Origin of the sequence: Maricaulis sp., from assembly GCF_030149425.1 — a bacterium.
Taxonomy (GTDB): Bacteria; Pseudomonadota; Alphaproteobacteria; order Caulobacterales; family Maricaulaceae; genus Maricaulis.
Window position 1 is genome coordinate 18,159 of sequence record NZ_JASBRQ010000035.1, and the last position, 23,023, is coordinate 41,181.

The 23,023-nt window shown below is 62.1% G+C and carries 23 protein-coding genes; 5 read left to right on the forward strand and 18 right to left on the reverse strand.

The genetic code is table 11. The features are described from left to right. Nucleotides 1-63: 63 nt before the first annotated feature. The 7 genes from prfA to Q1V57_RS05245 form a co-directional block, all read right to left on the reverse strand. Nucleotides 64-1,134 (reverse strand): peptide chain release factor 1, encoded by a 1,071-nt coding sequence (prfA, locus tag Q1V57_RS05215; protein ID WP_300528276.1) that lies wholly within the window; start codon nt 1,132-1,134, stop codon nt 64-66. Between the two features lie 48 nt (nt 1,135-1,182). Then, nucleotides 1,183-1,596 (reverse strand): MAPEG family protein, encoded by a 414-nt coding sequence (locus Q1V57_RS05220; protein ID WP_300528279.1) that lies wholly within the window; start codon nt 1,594-1,596, stop codon nt 1,183-1,185. 93 nt (nt 1,597-1,689) lie between these two features. After that, complete coding sequence (locus tag Q1V57_RS05225; protein ID WP_300528281.1) at nt 1,690-2,271, reverse strand: TIGR00730 family Rossman fold protein; 582 nt, start codon at nt 2,269-2,271, stop codon at nt 1,690-1,692. A gap of 27 nt (nt 2,272-2,298) precedes the next feature. Beyond that, complete coding sequence (locus Q1V57_RS05230) at nt 2,299-3,387, reverse strand: beta-eliminating lyase-related protein (protein ID WP_300528284.1); 1,089 nt, start codon at nt 3,385-3,387, stop codon at nt 2,299-2,301. Next, complete coding sequence (locus Q1V57_RS05235; protein ID WP_300528286.1) at nt 3,384-3,725, reverse strand: ArsC/Spx/MgsR family protein; 342 nt, start codon at nt 3,723-3,725, stop codon at nt 3,384-3,386. Before Q1V57_RS05235 ends, Q1V57_RS05230 begins: the two co-directional genes overlap by 4 nt. Nucleotides 3,726-3,805: 80 nt before the next feature. Further along, entirely contained in the window at nt 3,806-7,393 is a 3,588-nt protein-coding gene (locus Q1V57_RS05240) for a M1 family aminopeptidase (RefSeq protein ID WP_300528287.1), read from the reverse strand. A 29-nt stretch (nt 7,394-7,422) separates the two neighbouring features. Further along, nucleotides 7,423-8,310, reverse strand: coding sequence for an ABC transporter ATP-binding protein (locus tag Q1V57_RS05245; protein ID WP_300528288.1), 888 nt, complete (start codon nt 8,308-8,310; stop codon nt 7,423-7,425). A gap of 198 nt (nt 8,311-8,508) precedes the next feature. Between Q1V57_RS05245 and Q1V57_RS05250 the strand changes: the two genes are divergently transcribed. Further along, a complete protein-coding gene (locus Q1V57_RS05250; protein ID WP_300528289.1) occupies nt 8,509-9,282 on the forward strand; it encodes a hypothetical protein in 774 nt (257 codons plus the stop codon). A 100-nt stretch (nt 9,283-9,382) separates the two neighbouring features. Next, entirely contained in the window at nt 9,383-10,306 is a 924-nt protein-coding gene (locus tag Q1V57_RS05255; RefSeq protein WP_300528290.1) for a hypothetical protein, read from the forward strand. A gap of 75 nt (nt 10,307-10,381) precedes the next feature. Here Q1V57_RS05255 and ispG read toward each other — a convergent pair whose 3' ends face one another. The 4 genes from ispG to Q1V57_RS05275 form a co-directional block, all read right to left on the reverse strand. Beyond that, nucleotides 10,382-11,527 carry a flavodoxin-dependent (E)-4-hydroxy-3-methylbut-2-enyl-diphosphate synthase gene (gene ispG / locus Q1V57_RS05260; protein ID WP_300528291.1) on the reverse strand — a complete coding sequence of 382 codons (1,146 nt, stop codon included), beginning with the start codon at nt 11,525-11,527 and terminating at the stop codon, nt 10,382-10,384. A 68-nt stretch (nt 11,528-11,595) separates the two neighbouring features. Then, nucleotides 11,596-12,435, reverse strand: a complete 840-nt coding sequence (locus Q1V57_RS05265) for a helix-turn-helix domain-containing protein (RefSeq protein ID WP_300528293.1) — start codon at nt 12,433-12,435, stop codon at nt 11,596-11,598. Nucleotides 12,436-12,525: 90 nt separating this feature from the next. After that, on the reverse strand, nt 12,526-14,769 hold the full coding sequence (ptsP, locus tag Q1V57_RS05270) for a phosphoenolpyruvate--protein phosphotransferase (RefSeq protein WP_300528294.1): 2,244 nt from the start codon (nt 14,767-14,769) through the stop codon (nt 12,526-12,528). Between the two features lie 56 nt (nt 14,770-14,825). Continuing rightward, nucleotides 14,826-16,043 carry an aspartate kinase gene (locus Q1V57_RS05275; protein WP_366145083.1) on the reverse strand — a complete coding sequence of 406 codons (1,218 nt, stop codon included), beginning with the start codon at nt 16,041-16,043 and terminating at the stop codon, nt 14,826-14,828. A gap of 215 nt (nt 16,044-16,258) precedes the next feature. On the opposite strand from Q1V57_RS05275, the gene ubiG reads away from it, so the two are divergent. Both ubiG and Q1V57_RS05285 read left to right on the forward strand, forming a co-directional pair. Further along, on the forward strand, nt 16,259-17,020 hold the full coding sequence (gene ubiG / locus Q1V57_RS05280; RefSeq protein ID WP_300528298.1) for a bifunctional 2-polyprenyl-6-hydroxyphenol methylase/3-demethylubiquinol 3-O-methyltransferase UbiG: 762 nt from the start codon (nt 16,259-16,261) through the stop codon (nt 17,018-17,020). A gap of 104 nt (nt 17,021-17,124) precedes the next feature. After that, entirely contained in the window at nt 17,125-18,099 is a 975-nt protein-coding gene (locus tag Q1V57_RS05285) for a hypothetical protein (RefSeq protein ID WP_300528300.1), read from the forward strand. Between the two features lie 15 nt (nt 18,100-18,114). On the opposite strand, the gene Q1V57_RS05290 is transcribed toward Q1V57_RS05285, so the two are convergent. The 4 genes from Q1V57_RS05290 to Q1V57_RS05305 are packed head-to-tail and all read right to left on the reverse strand — an operon-like array spanning nt 18,115 to nt 20,404. Next, entirely contained in the window at nt 18,115-18,537 is a 423-nt protein-coding gene (locus Q1V57_RS05290; protein ID WP_300528302.1) for a DUF1178 family protein, read from the reverse strand. Next, a complete protein-coding gene (locus tag Q1V57_RS05295; protein WP_300528304.1) occupies nt 18,534-19,385 on the reverse strand; it encodes a carbon-nitrogen hydrolase family protein in 852 nt (283 codons plus the stop codon). The genes Q1V57_RS05290 and Q1V57_RS05295 overlap by 4 nt, the downstream gene beginning before the upstream one ends. Then, nucleotides 19,382-19,639, reverse strand: a complete 258-nt coding sequence (gene grxC / locus Q1V57_RS05300) for a glutaredoxin 3 (RefSeq protein ID WP_300528307.1) — start codon at nt 19,637-19,639, stop codon at nt 19,382-19,384. The genes Q1V57_RS05295 and grxC overlap by 4 nt, the downstream gene beginning before the upstream one ends. 18 nt (nt 19,640-19,657) lie before the next feature. Beyond that, a complete protein-coding gene (locus tag Q1V57_RS05305) occupies nt 19,658-20,404 on the reverse strand; it encodes a ComF family protein (RefSeq protein ID WP_300528310.1) in 747 nt (248 codons plus the stop codon). A 43-nt stretch (nt 20,405-20,447) separates the two neighbouring features. On the opposite strand from Q1V57_RS05305, the gene Q1V57_RS05310 reads away from it, so the two are divergent. Continuing rightward, a complete protein-coding gene (locus Q1V57_RS05310) occupies nt 20,448-21,365 on the forward strand; it encodes a methyltransferase domain-containing protein (RefSeq protein ID WP_300528312.1) in 918 nt (305 codons plus the stop codon). Between the two features lie 3 nt (nt 21,366-21,368). Here the strand turns inward: Q1V57_RS05310 and Q1V57_RS05315 are convergent, their stop codons facing one another. The 3 genes from Q1V57_RS05315 to Q1V57_RS05325 are packed head-to-tail and all read right to left on the reverse strand — an operon-like array spanning nt 21,369 to nt 22,911. Beyond that, nucleotides 21,369-21,530: a Flp family type IVb pilin gene (locus Q1V57_RS05315; protein WP_300528315.1), complete on the reverse strand. Its 162-nt coding sequence runs from the start codon at nt 21,528-21,530 to the stop codon at nt 21,369-21,371. Further along, nucleotides 21,527-21,943, reverse strand: a complete 417-nt coding sequence (mutT, locus tag Q1V57_RS05320; RefSeq protein WP_300528318.1) for an 8-oxo-dGTP diphosphatase MutT — start codon at nt 21,941-21,943, stop codon at nt 21,527-21,529. Before mutT ends, Q1V57_RS05315 begins: the two co-directional genes overlap by 4 nt. A gap of 50 nt (nt 21,944-21,993) precedes the next feature. Continuing rightward, nucleotides 21,994-22,911 (reverse strand): peptidylprolyl isomerase, encoded by a 918-nt coding sequence (locus Q1V57_RS05325; RefSeq protein ID WP_300528320.1) that lies wholly within the window; start codon nt 22,909-22,911, stop codon nt 21,994-21,996. Between the last annotated feature and the right edge of the window lie 112 nt (nt 22,912-23,023).

Sequence of the window (23,023 nt, forward strand, 5' to 3'; positions counted from 1 at the left end):
AGTGGGTATAGCGGTGGCCAGCGGTCTGGGCGAGAGGGGCGTGGCTTACGGCTTCGCCGCGCCCTAGCCTTCTTCCAGCGCAGCGAGGCGCGAGGCCTGGTCTTCGGCGATCAGCGCCTGGATGACCTCGTCCAGCTCATCACCGGCAACAATGCTTTCAAGCTTGTAGAGCGTCAGATTGATGCGGTGGTCGGAGACCCGGCCCTGGGGGTAGTTATAGGTGCGGATGCGCTCGGAGCGGTCACCGGACCCGATCTGACCCTTGCGTTCCGCCGCGCGTTCAGCGGCCGCCGCCTCACGCTTCATGTCGTAGAGCTTGGCCGCCAGCAGCTCCTGCGCCTTGGCGCGGTTCTGGTGCTGGGACTTCTCAGCGCAGACAACCATGATCCCGGTCGGGATATGGGTCATGCGCACAGCCGATTCGGTCTTGTTGACGTGCTGGCCGCCGGCGCCGGAGGCACGCATCGTGTCGACGCGGACATCACTCATGTCCAGCCCGGCCTCGATCGCATCGGGCTTGGGCATGATGGCGACGGTGGCGGCGGAGGTATGGATACGCCCCTGGCTTTCCGTTGCCGGAACGCGCTGCACCCGGTGCACGCCGCTTTCAAACTTCATGCGCCCGAACACGCCATTACCGGAGACCGAGGCGATGACTTCCTTATAGCCGCCATGCTCGCCTTCAGAGGCACTGTCGAGCTCCCAGCTCCAGCCCCGCAGCTGGGCGTAGCGCTGATACATGCGGTAAAGATCGCCGGCAAAGAGTGCGGCTTCATCCCCGCCGGTACCGGCCCGGATCTCGATCAGGGCGTCGGCGCTGTCATCCTTGTCCTTGGGCAGGAGAAGGAGCGACATCTCGTGCTCGAGCCCCGGCAGGCGCTCCTTGAGCTCGTAGAATTCGTCCTTGGCCATCTCGGCCATTTCCGCATCGTCGGAATTCATCATCTCCTCGAGATCGAGGAGTTCCTGGCGCGCCGCCTTGAGCTCGGAGGCCTTGTCGGCGACCGGTTTGAGCTCGGCGTGCTCCTTGGACAGTTTGACGATTTCATCCGCGTCGGCGGCAGCGCCGAGACGGGCTTCGACCTGGTCGAAACGGTCGATGACTTGTTCGAGGCGGGCTTCAGGTGCGTGCATATGCCTGACCTATCACCCGCCGCGAACCTTGAAAATGCCTGAGCGCTGCTAGCCCAGCGCCAGCGCCGACTTCACCGCCAGCACGATCAGCACGATCGAGGACAGGGCGAAGACGCCGAAGCGCGCCGGGATGAAATTCCACAGGGCCTGGATCAGGCTGTGGATGATGCGCAGGGCGACATAGCCCCAGGCCAGCTGAATAGCGAGCGTGTCGGCCTGGCCGGCGAGCTGGATGTAGAAAACCAGCGCGTAGAAAATCACCGGCTGTTCGTGCAGGTGGTTGTAATTGTCCGCGATGCGGCTGACCTCACGCGGCAGCACATCCATTTCGGACTTGGATTTCATCTTGGCGGCATTGATGCCCGCCTTCTGCATCGCCGGAATACGCGTCGCGTACATCCACAGATACATGATCATGGTCCAGATGATCAGCGCCAGAACCGGCGTCAAAATCGACGACATAGCGTCCTCCCCTTCTAATCGGCAGGGACGCTAGGGTGTTTCGGGGAGTTGTGGCGAGGCTTTTCTATTGCCGCCCGGGACCTGTGAAGACGCTCAGGTCTGCTGCGTCTTGAGGCGAACATCGGCTTCCGGGGCCTGATAGCGCTCGAAGGCACTGAGCAAACTCTCGGCCCGGTCGGAGACCTGCAGCGCATTATGGTGCGAGCGCTGCAGGAAGCCCTGACCGGTCATTTCCTCCAGGAAAGCCACCAGGTGGGCGTAATAGCCGTCGACATCGAGCAGGCCGACGGGTTTTGCATGCTGGCCCAGCTGACCCCAGGTCCAGATCTCGAACAATTCCTCCATCGTCCCGATACCGCCGGGCAAGGCGATAAAGGCGTCGGAGAGTTTTTCCATCTTGGCCTTGCGGGCATGCATGGACTGCACGACATGCAGATCGCTCAACCCCATATGAGCCACTTCTTTGACGGCCATGAATTGCGGGATGACCCCGATCACCCTGCCGCCGGCCGCGAGCGCCGCATCGGCGACCTCACCCATCAGCCCGACCCGGCCACCGCCATAAACCAGTGTCAGCTCCCGTTCGGCCAGGAGCCGGCCGACATGCCGCGCCGCATCAACAAAGGCCGGGTTCTCGCCCGGATTGGAGCCGCAATAAACACAGACAGATTTCACATCGGCCTCCTCTTATCAGCCTGTTTCTTAGCTAGCCCGGGCGATCTGGTCAGCCAGGTGTTTCACTGCGGCGAGCAAGACCTCATCCCGGGCCAGCTGGGCGCACTCCCCGACGGTAATCTCCAGCACTACCGACCGGCCGCCCTCGAGATCCCAGACATTATTGCCCAGCCAGACACCGTGGACACGGGCGACATCATCTCGCGCTTCCCGCGCCATGTCGCCAGTACAATCGAGACGCAGATTGATCATGTTGGTGTGCGCCGGGCTCGGCTCCACGGTGATGCCTTCAATGCCTGAAAACAGCTTCGACAGGGCGCAGGCCCGGGCCACAAAGCCGGGCATTTGCGCCAACCGCTTGTCCAGCAATCGCAGGGCGTCGGGCACAGCGGGCCAGGGCGCGACCAGCGCGCCTCCCATGCGTACCCGCCAGATCCGCGCTTGCCGGATGAAATCCGCAGAGCCGGCCAGCACTGCCCCGATCGGCGCCCCGATATCCTTGTAGAGCGAGACATAGAGCGAGGAAAAACCCTCGGCGATCTCGGCGTAGCTGCGATTGCCGTAGAAGGGCCGGCAGGACCAGAGCCTGGCACCGTCCATGTGCAGCGCCAGCCCCAACCCGGCTGCGCGTGCCTTGAGCGCCTGCAACGCCTCCCAGTCCGGCAAGGCGCCGCCATCATGGCGCTGCGGCAGCTCGACAAAGGCGCAGGCCGCATCCGCGCTCAGATCCTCCGCCTGTAATGGCTTGCCCCAGCGACCGATCTGCCGGGGGTCGAGATGGTGCAGATGGCGCGGGCCGCCCTCCTCGTGCAGTTCGAGGTGGGAACTGGGATGAAGCAGGATCGTGCGTGAGCCCGTGCGTTCGGCATGAATTTGCGCCGCCGCGCACTGGGCCATCACCCCGGTGGGGAACCAGGCCGCGGCCTCCATGCCGGTCAGCTCAGCGATTTTGCCTTCCAGGCGCTGCGCGGCCGGGCCGGCAAGTGAGGCGTCGTCATTAAGCCCTTCGGCCTCCATGAATTCAGCCACCGCCCGCATGCGCCCGGCCGGTGTATCCGCCGGGTGGTAGGGGTAAGCCAGATCGACCGTGCAGGCGCGGCGCAGCGGGTTGGTCATGGCTGACAGGCCGCCAGAACCTTGTCCGACCAGCCGGCAAACACCTGCTCGCCGGTTTCCACCACCGGACGCTTGATGAGGGTCGGGTTTTCCGCCAGCAGGCCGGCCGGATCGCTCTCGGCGCGGGCCCGCTGTACCTCATCGAGACCGCGCCAGGTGGTCGAGCGCGTATTGACCAGGGCCTTGGCGCCGGCCTTGTCGAGCCAGAGCGGGAGCCGGGCGGGAAGATCCGCCTCAGCGCGGATATCGACAAAGTCATAGGCGATGCCGGCAGCGTCGAGCGCCTTCATCGCTTTCTTGCAGCCATCGCAGTTTTTCAGGCCGAACAGCTTGGTCATGGGCGCTCCGTTGCGGGAATCAAAAGGGAGCGGAACTAGGCCCGCTCCCTTTCTCGATTTCAAGCCTTCCGGCGGGTGATCTACTGGATCGTCACGCGCGAAAGATTGTCGTCCGAATTACGATCGACCAGCTTGTTATAGGGGTCGATGCCGACATATTGCGGCTCTTCGTCGACGGTGAATTCGAAACGCATCGTGGTCTCATTGACCTGGTGCTTGTCCATGTAGAGCACGTGGTCAGAGCCGGAGATCGCGCCTTCGAGATCGCGATTGAAGACGCCGATATCGATCATGTAATCGATCGGCTCTTCGGTTTGCTGGCCTTCACCATCGGCGGAGAATTTACGCGCCTCCACCTCGATGGCGACATCCCAGCGGCCGTCTTCACGCTCGCTCGCCGTCGCCTCGGTGACCTGCAGGTCGAACAGCACGATCCGCTCGAAGAAATCGTGGATCATGGTCTCCCATTCCGGACCGGCTTCCTCACGCAGGATATTCAGGAAATCCAGCGTGGTGGCGTAAGGTTCAGAGGAGAAGGCCCGGTCATCGATCAGGCGGCGCATGGCGCGGTTGACCGTTTCCTCGCCGAGATAGTCCTGCAGCGCATACATGATCACTGAACCCTTGCGGTAGTGGATGTATTGCTGGTTCTCGACCCGGTAGAGCGGCTGCTCCTCGATGGCCTCGGAACCGCGACCGCCGAGATAGCGGTCGAGCTCGTATTTGAGGAAGCGGCGCATGGCATCCTCGCCATACTCCTCACGCATCACCATCAGGGCGGAATACTGGGCGAAGGTCTCGATCAGCATGGTGCCACCCTGGACATTGGCCGCCATCACCTGGTGCGCCCACCACTGGTGCGCCGCTTCGTGCGCGGTGACGTAGTAGACATAGTCGATATCGTCCGGGTCACGCAGGTCACCAATGAAACCAATACCCTCCGAGTACGGGATCGTATTCGGGAAAGCCTGGGCGAAGCTCTGATAGGCCGGGAATTCCAGAATGCGGAACTGGCGGTACTGGTAGGGGCTCAGATTCTCCGAGAAGTAAGCCAGCGAATCCGCCGAGGCCTCCAGCATGCGTTCGACATTCCAGTGGTGCGGCTCGTGATAGAAGACCTGGAGATTGACCCCGTCCACTTCACGTTCCGCCACGCTGTAGTCCGCCGACATCCACGAGTAGAAGTTCAGGATCGGACGATCCATCACATACTCGAAATAGCGGCGGCCACCCTCTTCCCATTCCCGCTCGAGATAACCCGGCGCAATAGCGATCTGGTCGCTACTGGTCGAGACAATCGAGCGGAAAGTGACGTAGTCGGCATTGGAGATACCATTCTCGAAATGCCGGTGTTCGTCTTCCAGCGGGAAGGCCCGTTCAACCGGTTCCAGATCTTGCTGCCGCCGCTGCGACCGGTCGGTCAGGCGCAGATTGGTATTGATCCCCATGACCGGCATGGACTGGAAATTGTTGAAGAAGGTGCCGTTGTAATTGGTCGTGGTGACATTGCCGGAATTACGGAAACCCGGATTGCCGTTTTCGACCGAGAAGTCATAGACGAGGCTCTCACCCGGCTGCAGCGGCTGATCCAGCTCGAAGCTGTAGAGCAGGAAACGCTCGTCCTCACTCGCCAGGGTCGCGCCGGAGAGTGCGTGCGAGAGCACATCCGTACCCTGCCCGTATGAGATCCACACCGTCTCGATGGCGACATCGGTCTTGTTCTGGACCGTATACTGGCCAGTGGCCGTATAGCGGCGCTCATCGGGATAGATGTCGACCTCATAGGCGGTATCGGTGACGGTCGGCTGCGGCTCATCAACAAGATGCCAATAGGTCCGCTCATACTCCGCTGCGAGCGCACGCTGGTCCGGTCCCGAGATATACTCATTGCGGATATTGGTGTTGTAGAAAATCCAGCTTCCCGTCGCACCGGCGCCCACCAGGGCGACCAGCGCCAGGCTGGCCGTCGCCGGGGTGAAACCGACGAAGAGACGGCGCAGACGCGTCGTAATCGGCGTCAGCGCTCCGCGCGACCAGAGCTGATAGGCCAGGACCATCAGCAACAGCGCCCAGAACGACCAGTAAAGCGAGAACCAGAGCGAAATGCCCAGGAAATGGCCATACCCGTTCATGTCGGAATACGGCGCACCTGGTGCTGAACCGTACTGGTAGAGATTATGGTCGAAGCCCATCTGGCTGGCGACCAGCGAGAAGACAAAGAAGACCAGCATCGCCGCCATGCCGAGCCAGCGGTTGTTCATCAGCACCTGAAGGAAGATCGCCAGCGCCGCCAGCAAGGCTGCCGGCAGAATGATCTCCATGATCGCGCGGATCGTGTACTGGTCGAACTCAAACACGGTGTAGCCCATGATCAGCTGCGACACCGCAGCAGCGATAACCGCGACCAGGGCCAGGGAGACAATCACCACCATCATCGCCAGGAATTTCGAGGTGATGAAAACCCAGCTCGCGGTTGGCGTTGAATCGGTGATCTCGTTGAAGCGGAAGCGGCGTTCGCGCCACATCAGCTCGGCGGCATAATAGATCACGATGATAATCGGGATGATCGAATACGCCCCGGCGATGATATCCATCATCACCCGCGTGACCGGATAATTATCCGTGCCATAGAGCCCGTTGGCGAAGAAGAAGCCCGGCACGGTGTTGAACAGGCCAAAGGCCAGGATCACCCAGAAGGCCACATTTAGGACCACACCTTTCACCTCGAAGCTGAGGCGGGCGAAGAATTGCTGCCGGGTGGATGCCCCGTTCAGGACCGGCGTCATGCGCGGCAGGTCGAGATCGGAAATCGCGCTTTTCGGCCCCGTGCTGGTCTGCGCCTTGCTCTTCTTGGACGCACCGGCCGAGCCACCCTTGCGGAAGCGGAAAGTCGCCAGGTTGATCGCCAGAAGGGCAAGCCCGACACCGATCCAGATGAAACGGTTGGCCATGTACAGGCCTTCAAACGGGATCACCTGGGAATTGGCCTCGAAGGCGGTCCAATACCGCGTCACCTCGGCAAAAGTGTTGAAGCCGAACGGATCGATCAGGGCCAGTTCATCACGCAATTCCGGTTCCTGACCGGCAATGGCGCTGCCGACGAAATACAGAACCAGAAGGCCCAGGAAGGCGACCCAGACGAAGATCTGCGAACGGGTGAAGTTGGCCACGGTGAACAATACCGTGCCCACGACCCACATATTCACCAGGCCGAGCGAGGCGTAGAGATACAGATACCAGCCCAGATTGGTCGGCCCGATCAATTCCTGGTCAAGCCAGGGCATCCATGAGCCGAGCAGGAAGGCCAGGGGCACCGAGATAAAGCACAGCGCCGTGGCGACGAAACCGCCGATAAAGCGGCCGAGAACAAAATCGAATTCCTTCACCGGGCGGGAGAAGAAAAGTTCCTCGGTCTTGAAACTCCGGTCGCGGATCACGCCGGAGGACAGGAATGCCGCCGGGATCAATCCGCCGATCAGCGAGAAGATGGCGATATTGATCGTCAGTGCATTGGGCGAGTTGATATTGGTGGCGCCACCGCCACCGACCTGGACATTGTCGATGGTGACACCGGCGAATACCAGCAGGAAGAAGATTGCGAAGACCGCGATGAATACGGGTGAGAAGAGCTGATAGCGCACCTCGAACCCGGCAATTTTGGAGAGCATGACGTGCTCCTTTCTGTCGGGTTGGAGGATCAGGCTGCTGCGGCTTCGGCGACGCCACCACGGATCGTCGCGAAATAGACGTCTTCCAGATCCGGGGTGACGCTTTCAAAACCCTCGCCCGGGTTCTCGTCGGACAGGACGTGAATACGAACCCGGCCCATGGTCAGACGCTCGGAGATGATCTGGAAACGGTCGCGCAGACCGGCGAGCTCGGACTTTTCAATCATCCTTGCCCAGACCTTGCCCTCCAGCTCGGCAATCAGGTCACCCGGTGCGCCGTGAGAGACGATGCGACCGCGATTCATGATCGCCATATTGGGGCAAAGGTCGGACACATCCTCGACGATATGGGTGGAGAGAATGACGACGACATTCTCGCCGATTTCCGAGAGCAGGTTGTGGAAACGGTTGCGTTCTTCCGGGTCGAGACCGGCGGTGGGTTCGTCGACGATAATGAGTTGCGGGTCACCCAGAAGCGCCTGGGCAATACCGAAGCGCTGGCGCATACCGCCGGAATAGCTGGCCACGGCCTTGTTGGCATGCTGGGTCAGATTGGTCTGTTCCAGCAGGGTCTCGACGATATTCTTGCGTTCCTTGGTGTTGGACAGGCCTTTGAGGACGGCGAGGTGGTCAAGCATGGCGCGGGCGGACATGCGCGGATAGACGCCGAAATCCTGCGGCAGATAGCCGAGCGTCGCGCGCAGGGCCTGCGGGTCCTTGAGGATATCGATATCACCGAATGTCAAACTGCCCTGATCGGGGGCTTGCAGCGTCGCGATGGTGCGCATCAGCGAGGATTTGCCGGCCCCGTTGGGCCCCAACAATCCGAACATCCCTTTCGGGATGGACAGGCTGACGCCATCAAGAGCGCGCACCTTATTGCCGTAAGTCTTTGTCAGTCCGGAAAGTTCTAGCATGTTTCTGTCGCAGCGCTTTGCCGCCGCGTCCCCGCAAATGTGTACCCGTCCCAATTCTCCTACGGATTTGGGACCGCTCGCAAATGAGCTTTTGTTCACGCAACATTATAGGGGGAAAAATCGGCTTATCGTCCCGGCCTGCGCCCTGGGCGTGTATTGGCCGGTTACAATACGCGTCGCAGCCTCTAGATTGGCGCCATGATCCTGTCCCGTCTGACCAAGGCCATCCGCGAACAGAACTGGTTCGCCGTCGTGCTTGAATTCTTCATCGTCGTGATCGGTGTCGCGGTCGGCTTCCAGCTGACCCAGCGCTATGACCAGGCGCAAGTCGCGGCGCGCGAGGCGGAATATCTGCAAGGTATCGCCACGGACTACACGATCTATCAGAACATCATAATCTGCCGCATCGACGTGGAAGCAGAGATCCGCCGCGGCCTGGTGCACCTGCTCGATGCCGTCGACGGAGCCGAACTCTCCGAGCGCGAGTACGAGCGGGCCCTGTTCGCCATCACTATGAGCCAGGTCTCACAGCCCGGACTTCCCCTAGAGGGCAATACGAGCGCTCTCGTCGCCGGCGATCTGATCGAATCCATCTCGGACGATCAATTGCGCGGGCTGATCCTGGCGGCGCAAAGCATCTCAACCAGCACCGTTACCAGCATGTCCCAGATACATGATTTTCTTCTGGTCATGCCCCGCATTGACGGCTTCACCGAGCGGACACTGAGCGAGGAAAATGGTTTCTTTGTCGCCAGTGGCGTCGATTTTGAGGCCATGCGCGCGCAGCCGGGCATCCGCAATACCCTGATAGATCTGCACAACCTCCATCGTTCTTCGCAAGCGAATGATGAACGCCAGAAAGACGCGATCGACAATGTCCTGGCGCGGCTTGAAGCGCTCGGTGTGCGCGAGGCCCCGGCGGAAGATCCCAGCTGCTGGGGCGGGCCGCTGCCGACGGCGGACGCCCAGTAAAACCCGGGCGCGGCGCATCATTAAACTCTGACAACGGCTTGTCACAACCTCCGCGTATATTATCATTCACGGTAATTCTTTGACCTGGGGGGGTCAGATTATGCTGGTGATACGAGAGATCGGTCGCGTCTGGAGCGACGGGTGGCTTCTGTTTCTGTCCATAATCGGCGTTATCGGCTTTCTGGCCACGTTCAACTATTCGCTGAACTGGGCGTTCTTCGCCTTCATCGCTTTCAATATCGATATTCTGGCGCGGCTTTTATGGTTCGATTTCCTGAACCTGCCCCTGCCCGGCATGATCGCGGAATACATGACGATCCTGGTACTTTCGCTGGGCCTTTTGATCCGCGGTATTTTCACCGGCGCCGACGATATCTTCCACTGGTCCAGCAAGCGCGGTCGGGAGCTTAGAAACGAAGAGACGGATACGATTGGCACGCGACTCGTCTATTCGACCCTGCTGGGTATTGGCATTGCGCTTATTGTTCTGATCCCGCTGCTCGCACTGAGCGACATTCTCGCCGGTATCAACAAGACCGTTGAGGCGAACACGACATGGCCCGATCTCATGCTCGGGATCGTCCTGTTTATCTCCTCCTCGCTGATCCTGATCGCTTCAGCCGCCATGGTGCTGTTTTATCCCCGTGTGCTGATCGCAACCCTGATCGCCGCATTCCTGCTGATCTGTTCGGACATTGTGCTCAACCGCACGATTGGTGATGCCTGGGGCATGGTCCCGTCACCGCCGACCGGTTCAGCCAGCCGGGAGATGGGCAGCGTCAATGGCATTCGCCTCCAGCCCGCAAGTCAGGCGATGCGTGAACTGGACCCCGTCATGACCGTGCGCACCCATGCCAATATGCGCCAGACCCCGAACCTGAGTGGTGCGCGGGTCCTGGTCGTGCCGGCCGGTGCACGGGTGCGAACCGTCGGCGTGACGGCCGACCAGGTCTGGGTGGGGGTCGAATACTCCGAGAATGGCCGGACCACTCACGGCTTCATTCATCACACACTTTTGCAATGAGGCAGGCCCGGCCCCGTCACTCGCCGCGCTCTCAATCGAACCCGACGCGGGGATTATAAGCGTCCCGGAGGCCGCCTACTCGGCTGCGACGCCGTTTTCCCGCTCGGCCTTGAGCTCGGCAGCGCGCGCTTCGACCATCTCGACGATATGCTCCACCATCTCCTCATTGGAGACATTGTGGTCAGGACGGCCGGAGACATACATCTTGCCCCGTCCGGCGCCGCCGCCAGTGAAGCCGAGATCCGTCATCAGGGCCTCGCCCGGGCCGTTGACGACACAGCCGATGATGGACAGCGAAATCGGCTCGGAAATGTGCGCCAGGCGGTTTTCCAGCGTTTCCACCGTGCGAATGACGTCAAAACCCTGCCGGGCACAGGACGGGCAGGCGATGATGTTGACGCCGCGCGTGCGCAGGCCGAGCGATTTGAGAATATCGAACCCGACCCGGACTTCCTCCTCCGGCTCGGCGGAAAGCGAGACCCGGATCGTATCGCCAATCCCGGCCCATAGCAGCGAGCCCATACCGATGGAGGATTTCACCGTACCGATGCGCTGGCCGCCGGCTTCGGTCACGCCGAGATGCAGCGGCGCATCGGTTGCTTCCGAGAGCTGCTGATAGGCTGCCACAGTCAGGAAGGCGTCGGACGCTTTCACCGAGATCTTGTAATTCTGGAAGTCGAGATCTTCGAGAATTCGGGCATGGTCCAGCGCGCTCTCGACCATGGCCTCCGGGCAAGGCTCACCATATTTTTCCAAAAGGTGCCGTTCCAGCGAACCGGCATTGACGCCGATGCGAATGGCACAGCCATGATCGCGCGCCGCCTGCACCACCTCTTTGACCCGGTCCATCGAGCCGATATTGCCCGGATTGATGCGCAGGCAGGCCGCGCCCGCGACAGCAGCCTCGATGCCGCGCTGATAATGGAAATGGATGTCCGCAATGAGCGGCACCGAGGTTTCCTTGACGATGGTCTTGAAGGCCGCGGTGGAGTCCTCGTCCGGGCAGGACACCCGGACCAGATCCGCACCGGCCTCTTCGCAGCGCTTGATCTGGTCGATCGTCGCAGCCGCGTCCGCCGTCGGCGTATTGGTCATGGTCTGTACGGTGATCGGGGCATCGCCGCCAACCTCGACACCGCCGACATTGATCTTGCGCGACTTGCGGCGATCAATCATGCGCCAGGGGCGCACCGAACGGGGATCTTTGGACAGGTCAGACATCACGCGCTCCGGCTTGTTCGAGCGGGATATAGCGTCTCTTGGGAAGGCTTGCGAGCCGCTGCGGCGATTTATTGCGGCTCGTCCACAGTCTCGGCCTGGGCCAGGACAGCGAGGCCCTCGACCGCAATACCCGCTTCGCCCAGGCTACGGACCGGCTCACCGGCCTGCTCGACCTGGATCAGCCCGGCATTCTCCGCTGAAACCGTCAGCCCCGGCTCGGACAGGGTATAGGTCTCACCGGCCATGAGTTCACGCCCGAAGAGGACGCGTCCGGAGGCATCGCGCACTTCCAGCCAAGTCGGTGAAATCGCCCGGAGGACAGCACTTTCCTGCGCGGCTCCGAGCGGCAGGTCGTTCCAGATCTGGTCGACGCCGGGCAGCGGGCTGTCGACGCGGAAATCCGCCCGGGCCCATTCCGGCGCCGCATCCGGCGGCGACGGCAGATTGTTCAGCGCCGGCGAGCGGCCAGACTGGTCGGCATACCACATGGCGACAGCGGCGACGCTGGCCAGGATCATGACCGCACCGAAAACGCCGCGCGGCAGCTTGATTTCCTTGCGCATCTTGGCCGCAGCACTGGGCTGGGCGCGGCCGGTCTCGGTATCGACCTCTCGCTTGAACTGTTCGACAATGGCACCGCCATCAAGGCCCAGGGCCGAGGCATAAGTGCGCAGATATCCAATCGCATAGGCCCGGGCCGGGAGGCCGCGCGGGTCCATGGTTTCAAGGGCTTCAAGATAATCACGCCGGATGCGGGTCCGGTCCGCGGCAGCATCAAGGGTCAGACCGGCTCGCGCCCGGGCTTCGCGGAGTTTCTCCCCCGCACTTAGCGACAGCACATCCGCTGCGTCTTCTGAAAAGACTGCATCCACCGGCACAAAACCTGCGCTCGTTGCGTGACTCGACATAACCACCTATCGCCCTTTGGTTTTAGAGCGATCTCACCCTCAAAATACGCGATTTACGGGAAGTTTCCCACACCGCTTAGCCTTATAAGATCAAATCTTAACCGTGTTTTCAACAGCCTCCTTGGGCAATCCGGCGTTTTCGCCTGCCGCTGTTAAGGCGGGCCGCAGCGAATTAACCGGATCGTTCAAGTGACTAGCAAGCCAGGTGCCAAGCTTGCCGGCATCGAGGCCAGCAACGATTTTTTTCAATGGGCCAATATGTGCCGCGGCCATCGACAGGCTGTCATAACCCAGGGCAATGAGCACCGCCGCCTCCAAGGGTTTGGCCGCGATCTCGCCACAGACCGAAACTGGTACATTCTTCGCCGCGCAAGCGTCACGGATTTGCTTGAACAGTCCCAAAGCGGGAGGGCTGAGCACGTCATAGCGCTCGGCGACCCGGGCATTCTGGCGGTCCGCCGCAAAGAAATACTGCATCAGATCATTGGCCCCGACCGCGACGAAATCGAGCGTATCGAGGACTTCGCCGATGGCCCAGGCCATGCCGGGCGTTTCCAGCATCATGCCCACCTTGACCTCGGTCGGCATGTCATGTCCCCGCCGCTTGGCGTGACGTAATTCCCGGTCGAGCATGTCGCGGGCGGCGCGCATCTCCCACGGCGCAGCGATCATCGGGAACATCAGGTGCAGCGGCTTGCCGGCCGCCGCCTGGATCAGGGCGCGCAGCTGGTAGCGCAGCAGGCCGGGCCGGTCGAGGCCCATGCGGATGGCGCGCCAGCCCAGGGCCGGATTGGGCTCAACCGTCGAGGGGGCAAACGGCGCCACCTTGTCCCCGCCCAGATCGAGCGTGCGGAAAACAACCGGTTTGCCGGCGGCCGCATCGAGCACGGATTTGTACACCGTGGCCTGGGCGTCGAGACGCGGCAGGGTATCAGCGACCATGAACTGGAATTCGGTGCGGAACAGCCCGACACCATCGGCCCCGGTCTCCTCCAGCTGCGTCATCTCAATGAGCAGGCCGGCATTCATCGACAACTGGATGCGCTTGCCGTCTCGGGTCACCGAGGGGCCCCGCAGTTCTGCATAGGCCTGCCTGCGGTCGGACAGGGCCTGCATGCGTTCCTTGTAGGTCGCCACGACATCGTCGGTCGGGCGGATATGCAACAGGCCGAACTCGCCATCGATGATCAGCGTGTCACCGGCTTCGGTCTTGTCGAGCGCACCTTCAATACCGCCAACCAGGGGAATCCCCAGAGCCTTGGCGACAATGGCTGCATGCGATGAGGCTGCACCTTCTTCCAGCGCAATGCCGCGCAGCTTGGAGCGATCCAGCTCGAGCAGCTCAGCCGGACCGATATTACGGGCCACGATGACGGCATTGTCCGGCAGATGCTCGATCATCTGGCTCTGGGCGTCATCAAGATGGCGCAGGAGCCGGTTTGCCAGGTCTTCCAGATCGTGCAGGCGTTCGCGGAAAAGCTGGTCATTGGACCGCATCAAACGGGCCCGGTTCTCGTTTCGCACCCGCTCGACCGCCGCATCCGCCGTGAGGCCAAGCTGGACCGCCTCGCGTAACCGGTTCAGCCAGCCGCGGTCATGGGCAAACATGCGATAGGCCTGCAATACGTCGCGCGTCGGTCCGCCAAACGGGATCCGCCCGCCCTCCAGCATGTCGTCAATGCCGGCGCGAAGCGCTGCAATGGCAAGATCAAGGCGTTCAATCTCGCGCTCACTGTCATCGGCGATCAGGTGTTCGGAACCGACATGCGGCTCCAGCACGACCGCCACGCCCATGGCGAGACCACCGGAATACGCCCCGCCCTGGAAGCGTTCCGGCTTGGACTGGCGCAATTCGAGCTCGGCCATTTCCTCGGCTTCGGCGATATCGCCGGAGGCGACGATCTCGGCCAGGACCATGGCGACAGTCTGCAGTGTCTCGATTTCTTCTTCCGCAACCGCGCGTTCGGCCTCGGTTTGCGCCGTCAGGACGCCGACCAGCCGGCCACCGCGCAGGATCGGCACGCCCACAAAGGTATTGAAGGGTTCCTCGCCGGTCTCCGGCTTGTAGGAGAAATTCTCATGTTCGCGCGCATTCGCCGTCCACATCGGCCGAACCGAACCGGCAACAAAACCCACCAGGCCCTCGCCCGGCTGCAGCCGTACCTTGTGCACCGCTTCGGGCTTGAGCCCGTGCGTGGCACACAATTCCAGCGCTTGGCTTGGGCGCGCCAGATAGATGGAGCAAACGTCCCAGCCTGCCTCTTCCGCGATCAGATCGGTCAGGTGGTCGAGCCGTTCCTGCGCGTTTTCCTGCGCCGCCATCAAGGCACGCATGCGGGAAAGCAGTCTGCGCGGATCTGAGCCCGAGGGCGGATTCGATTCCAGCATGGCTACACCTGATCCAATCCATAGGCCGAATGCAAGGCGCGAACGGCTCGCTCGACGGCATCATTTTCGATCAGTGCGGAGATTTTGATCTCCGAGGTCGCCAGCACCTTGACCTCGATGTCCGCTCCCGCCAGCACCCCGAACAATGACCGGGCGACATCGGCCCGCTGACGAAGACCGGCACCGACAACGGACACCTTGGCGAGGCCGGTTTCCGAGCGGATATCGCTCTGGCCCGGCAAGGCCATCAGGGCATCGAGCGCACGCTGCAGGTCGCGATGTGCAACGGAGAACTCCAGATTGGCGACACCGGGTGTGCGGGCCTGCGCCTGGACAATCATGTCGACGCCCACCTCGGCCTCGGCCAGGGCTTCAAAAACCGAAGGCGCGACGCGCGCCGTATCGGCCTGGCCCAACAGCGCAATCCGCGCCTGCTCCCGGGCATAGGCGATACCGCTGACCAGGCGCTTTTCCGCGATCGGATCGGCAGCAACAACATCGGTGCCGTTCGCCTCGCCCGGTTTGGCAAAGCTGGACAGCACCCGCATCGGCACGCCGCGCGCCTTGGCGAACTCGACCGAGCGCGGTTGCAGCACCTTGGCGCCCTGCGCGGCCAGCTCGAGCATTTCATCATGGCTGACCGCATCAAGCCGGCGGGCCGCGGGCTCGATACGCGGATCGGTCGTGTAGACGCCGTCAACATCGGTATAGATGTCGCAGCGCGCGCCCAGGGCCGCAGCCAGCGCCGCCGCAGACAAATCGGTGCCGCCACGCCCCAGCGTCTGGATTCGCGCTGTTTCATCAATTCCCTGATAGCCGGCCAACACCGGCACCACACCGTCCGCCAGCAACGCCTCGAAGGCCTCCGTGCCCAGATCGGCGATCGAGGCCGCACCGGCCGGTCCGGTCGTCACGACCGGCGCCTGCCAGCCCATCACCGATTGCGCCTTGAGGCCTTCATCGCGCAGCGCCAGGGCCATGAGAGCGGCGGAAACCTGCTCACCAGCGGCCAGGGCCACATCCGTTTCGACATCACCCAGCCCGGCACCGAATTCTCCCGCCAGGCCCAGAATACGATCCGTTTCCCCCGCCATGGCTGAGACGACGACAATGGGCTGTTCGCCCTTGTCGGCAGAGGCCTTGATCAGCTTGGTGGCATGGCGGATACGCTCCGGCGAACCGACCGATGTGCCCCCAAATTTCGCCACGACTCGCGTCATTGCGGCGGTCCCTCGCTGCTGCGCCCTGACAAATGGCTGCGCTAGATGTCGCACCGGCCTCGATTAGCAGCGCCAGCGAGGCCATATTGTGACGCGAAAGTGCGCTGTGTTGGGCCATGTCCTACGCGGGCGCCAAAAAGATCGCAACGCCCGAACGCAATCGCCAAAGCGTTCGCGCGACAAGAGAAGACCGACGAGAAGTCTGGAGAGACGCCATGTCCAGCGCTGCTGCGCCCGAAACGATGAGCCGCCCGTCCATCGATCCGGAAGAAGTTGAAAAGTTTTCGCGTATTGCGGCGGAATGGTGGGACCCGGAAAGCAAGTTCAAACCGCTGCACAAATTCAATCCCGTCCGTCTCGGATTTATCCGCGACACGATCTGCGCCCATTTCAACCGGAGCGGCGAGCGCCCGTTTGAAGGCCTGCGTGTGCTGGATATCGGCTGTGGCGGCGGTCTCGTCTCCGAACCCATGTCGCGTCTCGGCGCCGCGGTGACCGGTGTCGATGCGGCGGAAGCCAATATCAAGACCGCGACCGTGCATGCGCAGGAACAAGGTCTTGAGATCGACTATCGCCATGGCGTTGCCGAACAATTGCTGGAAGAGAATGAGCCGCCCTTCGACGTCGTGCTCAATCTGGAAGTCATGGAGCATGTCGCCGATCCGCACAGCTTCCTCGTTGACTGCGCCCGGCTGGTCAAACCGGGCGGGCTGATGATCGGGGCCACCATCAACCGCACGCCCAAAGCCTTCGCCTTGGCCATTTTTGGGGCCGAATATGTGCTCGGCTGGCTGCCGCGCGGCACGCACCGGTTCGAAAAACTGGTCAGACCGAGCGAGCTGCGCGCGGCCCTGAGCGAAGGCGGCATGGATGTCCGCCCGCCGGTCGGCGTCAGCTACAACCCGCTCAGCGACCAGTGGCGCATCGGCTCCGACGCGTCGGTGAACTACATGATGGTGGCGGAGAAGGCGGGCTAGGCAACGCTAGATACCGGGCTGAAACTCGTCGGCTGGGATTTCGCTCCAAATTACCGCAACTGGCAGCACTTCAAAACGCTACCAATAACTCATACGTTGTCGGAATGAAGTTCCGAGAAAGAAATCTTCGCGCCATCGCACGTATCGTGGTTGGGGACGAAGGGCCGTTCATATATCGATCAGGCAGCTACATAACGGAGTTTTTCGATGAATGCGGTCTGAGCTTTGTTCACGACGGCTCGACACGTTGGTCTTGGACCGCTGATCGTTTGGCTGAGCTGCTGAGCGAACCGCGTTCAGCACAAAACCAACTTCCGCCTCGGTTCGTACAGGTTTTACGGGTTCTCATGCAGCGAGGCGACGCTGTGGACGGCGATCCAGATCGAACCCAAGCCCTTGCAGAACTGAACAAGCCGCTTGGGCGCGAAGGTTTTGAAGCCTTCTATGGGGACGACGATATCCTATATGTCAGGCACTTGGGTAGCAGCGTCGTTTCCAATCCCGGATCACCACATCGAGCGTTCACACAAGCGGAACGCGAGAAGCGCGCTGCGTTAGCGGAGTTCCTCAACGAGTGCTCTGAAGACGAGCTGATCGAATTGATCCTTTTGCCACTATTTCGGCAACTCGGGTTCGAACGCGTTACTGCCGCCGGCCATAAGGATAAGGCGCTAGAGTATGGCAAAGACGTTTGGATGCGCTTTACCCTACCAACCCAGCATATCCTCTACTTCGGCCTTCAAGTGAAGAAGGGCAAACTGGACGCTGCGGGTCGTAGCAAGGGCTCAAACGCCAACATTGCAGAGATATATGATCAGGCCCTGATGATGCTCGGCCATGAGGTTTTTGACCCAGATTCGAACAAAAGAGTCCTCGTAGACCACGCTTTCATCGTGGCTGGCGGCGAGATTACCAAAGCGGCCCGCAACTGGCTGGGAGGAAAACTGGACGCGACCAAACGCAGCCAAATCCTTTTCATGGATAGAGATGAAATCCTCGATCAGTTTGTGGCGGCCAACATGCCGCTACCAGTGACCGCGCTGGGAGCTAATGATCAGGACATGGAGTTGCCGTTTTAGACCTAACGGCACACCCTAATTCGCCTTCTTCGGCGGCGTTGGCGCCAGCGCATCCGGCAGCGGCGTCACCGGCACGCCGTCTTCCTGCAGCGACTGGCTCTCGGCCGCTGAGGTCTCGCCATAGATCAGGCGTTCGGGCTTTTCGCCCTCATGCATGGCACGGGCCTCAGTCGCGAAATCCTCGCCGACATAATCGTAGTTTTCCCGGATATGCGAACGGACCTTGGCGGCCATGGCCTGCATCTGGGCCTGCGGGCTCGCCTCTTTCTTGCGCGAGGTCGAGACGGCCGGGGCCATCAGGGCCTTGCGGACCTGCGTTGAGCCGCAATGGGGGCATTCGACCAGGCCGCGCTTGACCTGTTCGTCATAGCCGTCCGAGCTGGAGAACCAGGCCTCGAACTTGTGCTCCTCATCACATAGCAACGCGTATTTGATCATGTCGTTTTCGTCGTCCCGGTTGGGGCAAAGGCCAGCGCGCGGTCATGCTCAAGAGCCGGCACTCGGCGCCGGGCCTCGTCCGATTTTCGCATATCCAGGCGCGCCGGCAAAACCCCCGGCTGATCATGGTCGAGCTGGGCGATGACCTCGCCCCAGGGACCGACCACCATGGAGCGCCCCCAGGTGCGGCGGCCGTCCTCGTGCAGCCCACCCTGGGCCGGGGCCAGGATGAAACTACCGGTCTCAATGGCCCGGGCGCGTAACAACACCTCCCAGTGGGCCCGGCCGGTCGGACGGGTAAAGGCGGCGGGAACGGTCAGAACCTGCGCCCCGGCCTGGGCCAGAGCGCGGTAGAGATAGGCAAAGCGCAAATCATAGCAGATCGACAGGCCCAGCTTGATGCCGCCGGCCTGGGTGACCACCAGCTCATCCCCAGCCCGGTAATTGGCGCTTTCCAGATAGGTCTCGCCCTGCCCCAGCCCGACATCGAACATGTGGGCCTTGTCATAGGTCGCCTTGAGGGCGCCATCCGGACCAAACAGGAAGGACCGGTTGGCGGCCTTGCGTTCGCCGATCCGGATCGCCAGCGACCCGATCAAGAGGTCGATACCCAGCTCATCAGCCAGGGCGGAGAAAAACCCGATCGCCGGGTCATCCTCCTGGGTCTGCATTACGGCAAAGGCCTGATCGGCATCTTTTTGCACCAGATGCGTGGTCTCCGGCGTCGCCACCAGGCGTGCGCCGTCAGCGGCGGCCTGGCGGATCAACGCCGCCGCCTCATCCAGATTGCGCTGCGGGTCGGTTCCCGAGCGCATCTGGATCAGGGCAATGTCGAGGCTCGTCCTCACGCCGCCAGCAGGGCGTCGAGCTTGCCGGCGCGTTCCAGCGCCATCATGTCGTCGCAACCGCCGATGTGATCGTCATTGATGAAGATCTGCGGGAAGGTATTGCCGCCATTGGAGCGCTGGACCATTTCGGCGCGCTTCTCGCGGCTGAAACCGGCATCGATCTCGTTGAAGGCCACGCCCTTCTTCTTCAGCAGCGAAACGGCGCGGGCGCAATAGCCGCACATCGGGCGGGTATAGATGGTGACTTGAGCCATGGGATTCTCCTTTGGCTCCTAAATAGTCACATCTTCCTCGCGTACAACACGGCAGAGTGTCACGACGTCGACTCCGCTTGCCCGCGCCCGCCGGAGCTGATGCACGCAAGCGGAAACCGTCGCGCCGGTCGTAAGAACATCATCAACCAGGACGACATGCCGTCCCCGGACGCGCTCGACTTGGTCGACCTGAAAGGCACCGGCGACATTACGCTTGCGGCCATCGGCGCTGCGGCCGGCCTGGCTCGGTGTGGCCCGGAGACGTTTCAGCGCACCGGTTTCAACCTCCAGCCCCGTCTCCCTGCCCAACGCCCGGGCCAGCAGGGCAGACTGGTTATAGCGGCGCTGCATCAGGCGGCGCCAATGCAACGGGACCGGGACAAGCAGACTGCCGGGCTGCAGCAGATCACCTGCCGCCACAGCCATCCAGCGGGCGCAGGCCGCCAGCATGTCGCGCCGGTCGTTATTCTTCAGCGCCAGGACGAGCGGCTTGACCGCTTCATCATAGGCCAGCGGCGCCCGCGCCCGGTCATAACGCGGCGGCCTGGCGATGCAGGGCGCGCAGGTATCGAGGGCGCCGCTCATCGTGCCGCCGGGATAGGGAAAGGGCCGGCCGCAGCGGATACATTGCGGATCGGCGATGAAGCTGAGCCGCCCCCAGGCGCCGGCCGCGAAACGGCCATGGGTATCGACCCGCACCCGCGAAACCGGGCATTCCGGCGGCCAGAGCCAGTCCGCGGCCCGAGCGATGAGGCCCGGGCGCATCACAGCCCCTTCCTTCCGGCCTGCAAACCTTTATATCCGGAGTATGTTGTCCGATCTGCCGCCACAGCTTTTCGATCGCTCCTTGTTGCAACGCCGCCGCAATCGCGCAGCGGCCGGGATGCAAGACTATAATTTTCTCGCAAAACGTGCATTCGAAGATTTATGCGACCGTGTGGCGAGCATTACCCGCGATTTCGACACGGCGGCGATTCTCGGCGGCGGACCCGATGTAATGAGTGATCTGGCGCGTTCGCCCGCGGCCGAGAAGATCGGCTGGTGGATGCAGTCGGACCTGGCCGAGAACGTCGCCAAACAGCTGGGGCCGCGGGCCTGTGTTCTCGATGAAGAACGCCTGCCCTTTGCCGATCACAGCCTCGATCTCATCCTCGCACCGCTTGGCCTGCACTGGGCCAATGATTTGCCGGGCACGCTGGTCCAGATCCGCCAGGCCCTGAAGCCGGACGGTTTCTTTGCCGGCGCCCTGTTTGGCGGGGCAACGCTGACGGAATTCCGCCAATGCCTGATGGCGGCGGAAAGTGAACTGACCGGTGGTGCGGCTGCACGCATTTCACCCTATGCCGGGACGTTCGACATGGCCGCGCTGCTGCAGCGCGCCGGCCTGGCTCTTCCAGTGGCCGATATCGACCGGGCCACGGTGCGTTATGACAATGCCTTTGCCCTGATGCGCGATCTGCGCGGTATGGGCGAAACCAGCATTCTCACTGACCGGCCGCGCAAACCGGCCACGCGCAGCCTGTTCATGCGCGCCGCCCAGATCTATGGCGAGCGCTTCGCGGACAGTGATGGCCGGATCCGCGCCACATTCGAGATTGTACATTTCGGTGGCTGGGCCCCGCATCCCGATCAGCCCAAGCCGAAGCGGCCCGGCTCGGCGACGCACCGCCTGGCCGACGCGCTCGGGGTAAAGGAAATCTCTGCGGGCGAGAAAGCCGGCAGCTAGGGTCTAGAACGGCGCCTGGGCGTCAGTGAACATGCCCATGACGGCCGGCCCGATAATCATCAGGGCCCCGATCCCGGCAATCGAAATGATGACCGCGATAATCGAGTATTCGACCGCCGTGGAGCCGCGCGTGTCGGCCAGGAAGCTCTTGATAAATGTGCTCATAACCGGTCCCTCAGCTCAGCCGCCAGCGGCAGGTCGGCAGCCGGCATGGCATAATCACGCAGTCTTTCCTTGCGCACCCAGGCAATCTCCTGCCCCTCGGTCGGGGTCGGGAAACCATCCCAGGTCCGGCACACAAAGAGCGGCATGACGATATGGAAATCGTCATAGGGGTGAGACACGAAAGCAAAGGGGTGCAGACAGCGTTCGCATGGCTCGACCATCAGCTCCTCTCTCAACTCGCGGATCACCGCTTGCTCCGGCGTCTCCCCCGGCTCGATTTTGCCACCGGGAAACTCCCATAGCCCCGCCATCGGTTTACCCGCCGGGCGGCGCGCCAGAAGAATGCGCCCATCCGCGTCGAGCAACGCACAGGCCGCCACATGGACGACCGGTTTGGTGCGGCTATCAGACATAATGCGCGATCTCCCTTAAAGCGCCGTGCACAAGCGTGGTTAATCCCGGACTAATCGGTTTCTTCGTCTTGATTTTCAAGCGCTTCAACTTCGACCGGCGGGGGTTGATAGCGCGTCACCGCATCCCCGGCGCGCAGCTCGGTGAGAAGCTCCTCGAGCTGCTCATAGCCGTGATACTGGCCGATACGCGGGCGCAATTCCTCATAGGAGGGCGGCGGCTGGCGGCGGCGGTCCACGACCAGCAGGACATGCCAGCCAAACTGCGTCCGGAAAGGCTCGGACACCGCCCCTTCCGGGGTCGCAAAGGCCATGGCACCGAAGGCGGGCAGCACACCCTCGCGCGTAAAATAGCCCAGATCTCCGCCATCCAGCCGGGTGGCATAATCCTGGGAGATCCGGATGGCCAGCTCGCGGAAGTCTTCACCGGCATCGAGCAGGGCCTTGGCCGCTTGGGCAGCTTCCTCGGTTTCCACCAGGATATGACGGGCCCGCACTTCTTCATCGAGGCGCAGCAGCCGGACCTGCTGCTCGTAGATCGCGCGCAGGGTTTCCTCCGAGGTCGCGTTCTCGAGCACTTCGGCAATCAGCACAGTACCGAGTATCCGCTCCTCCGCTGCGGCCAGACGCCGGCGCGCTTCCTCGGAACGATGCAGGCCGCGATTGCGCGCTTCCTGGGCCAGCAGGCGCTGATCGATGAGCTCACCGAGCACGCGCATGAATTCCTCATCGCCATAGACCGGATCGGGCTGTTCGGTACCAGGCCCGCGCTGGGCCATGGCCTCGCGGAGCACATCGTCCTGGCGGATCGGTGAACCATTAACGCGGGCCAGTACCGGATTGTCTTCATCCGGTGAGAAGGCCGGTGCGTCGGCGACATCCGGGATGGTCTCGCGCGGCTGGGGACCGCAGGCGCCAAGCGCGGCAATCAGACACAGCCCGGCAAAAGTCATCAGATTTCTTGTCAGCATTGGGCGATCGAGCTCTTTCCGCTTGCCGCTCAGCCGCGCGCCTTGATTGACACGCCTAGCCCCCATCCTTAAGTCAGCTCAAGGTTTCAAAGCAATGCCGGTGTCAGCTTTC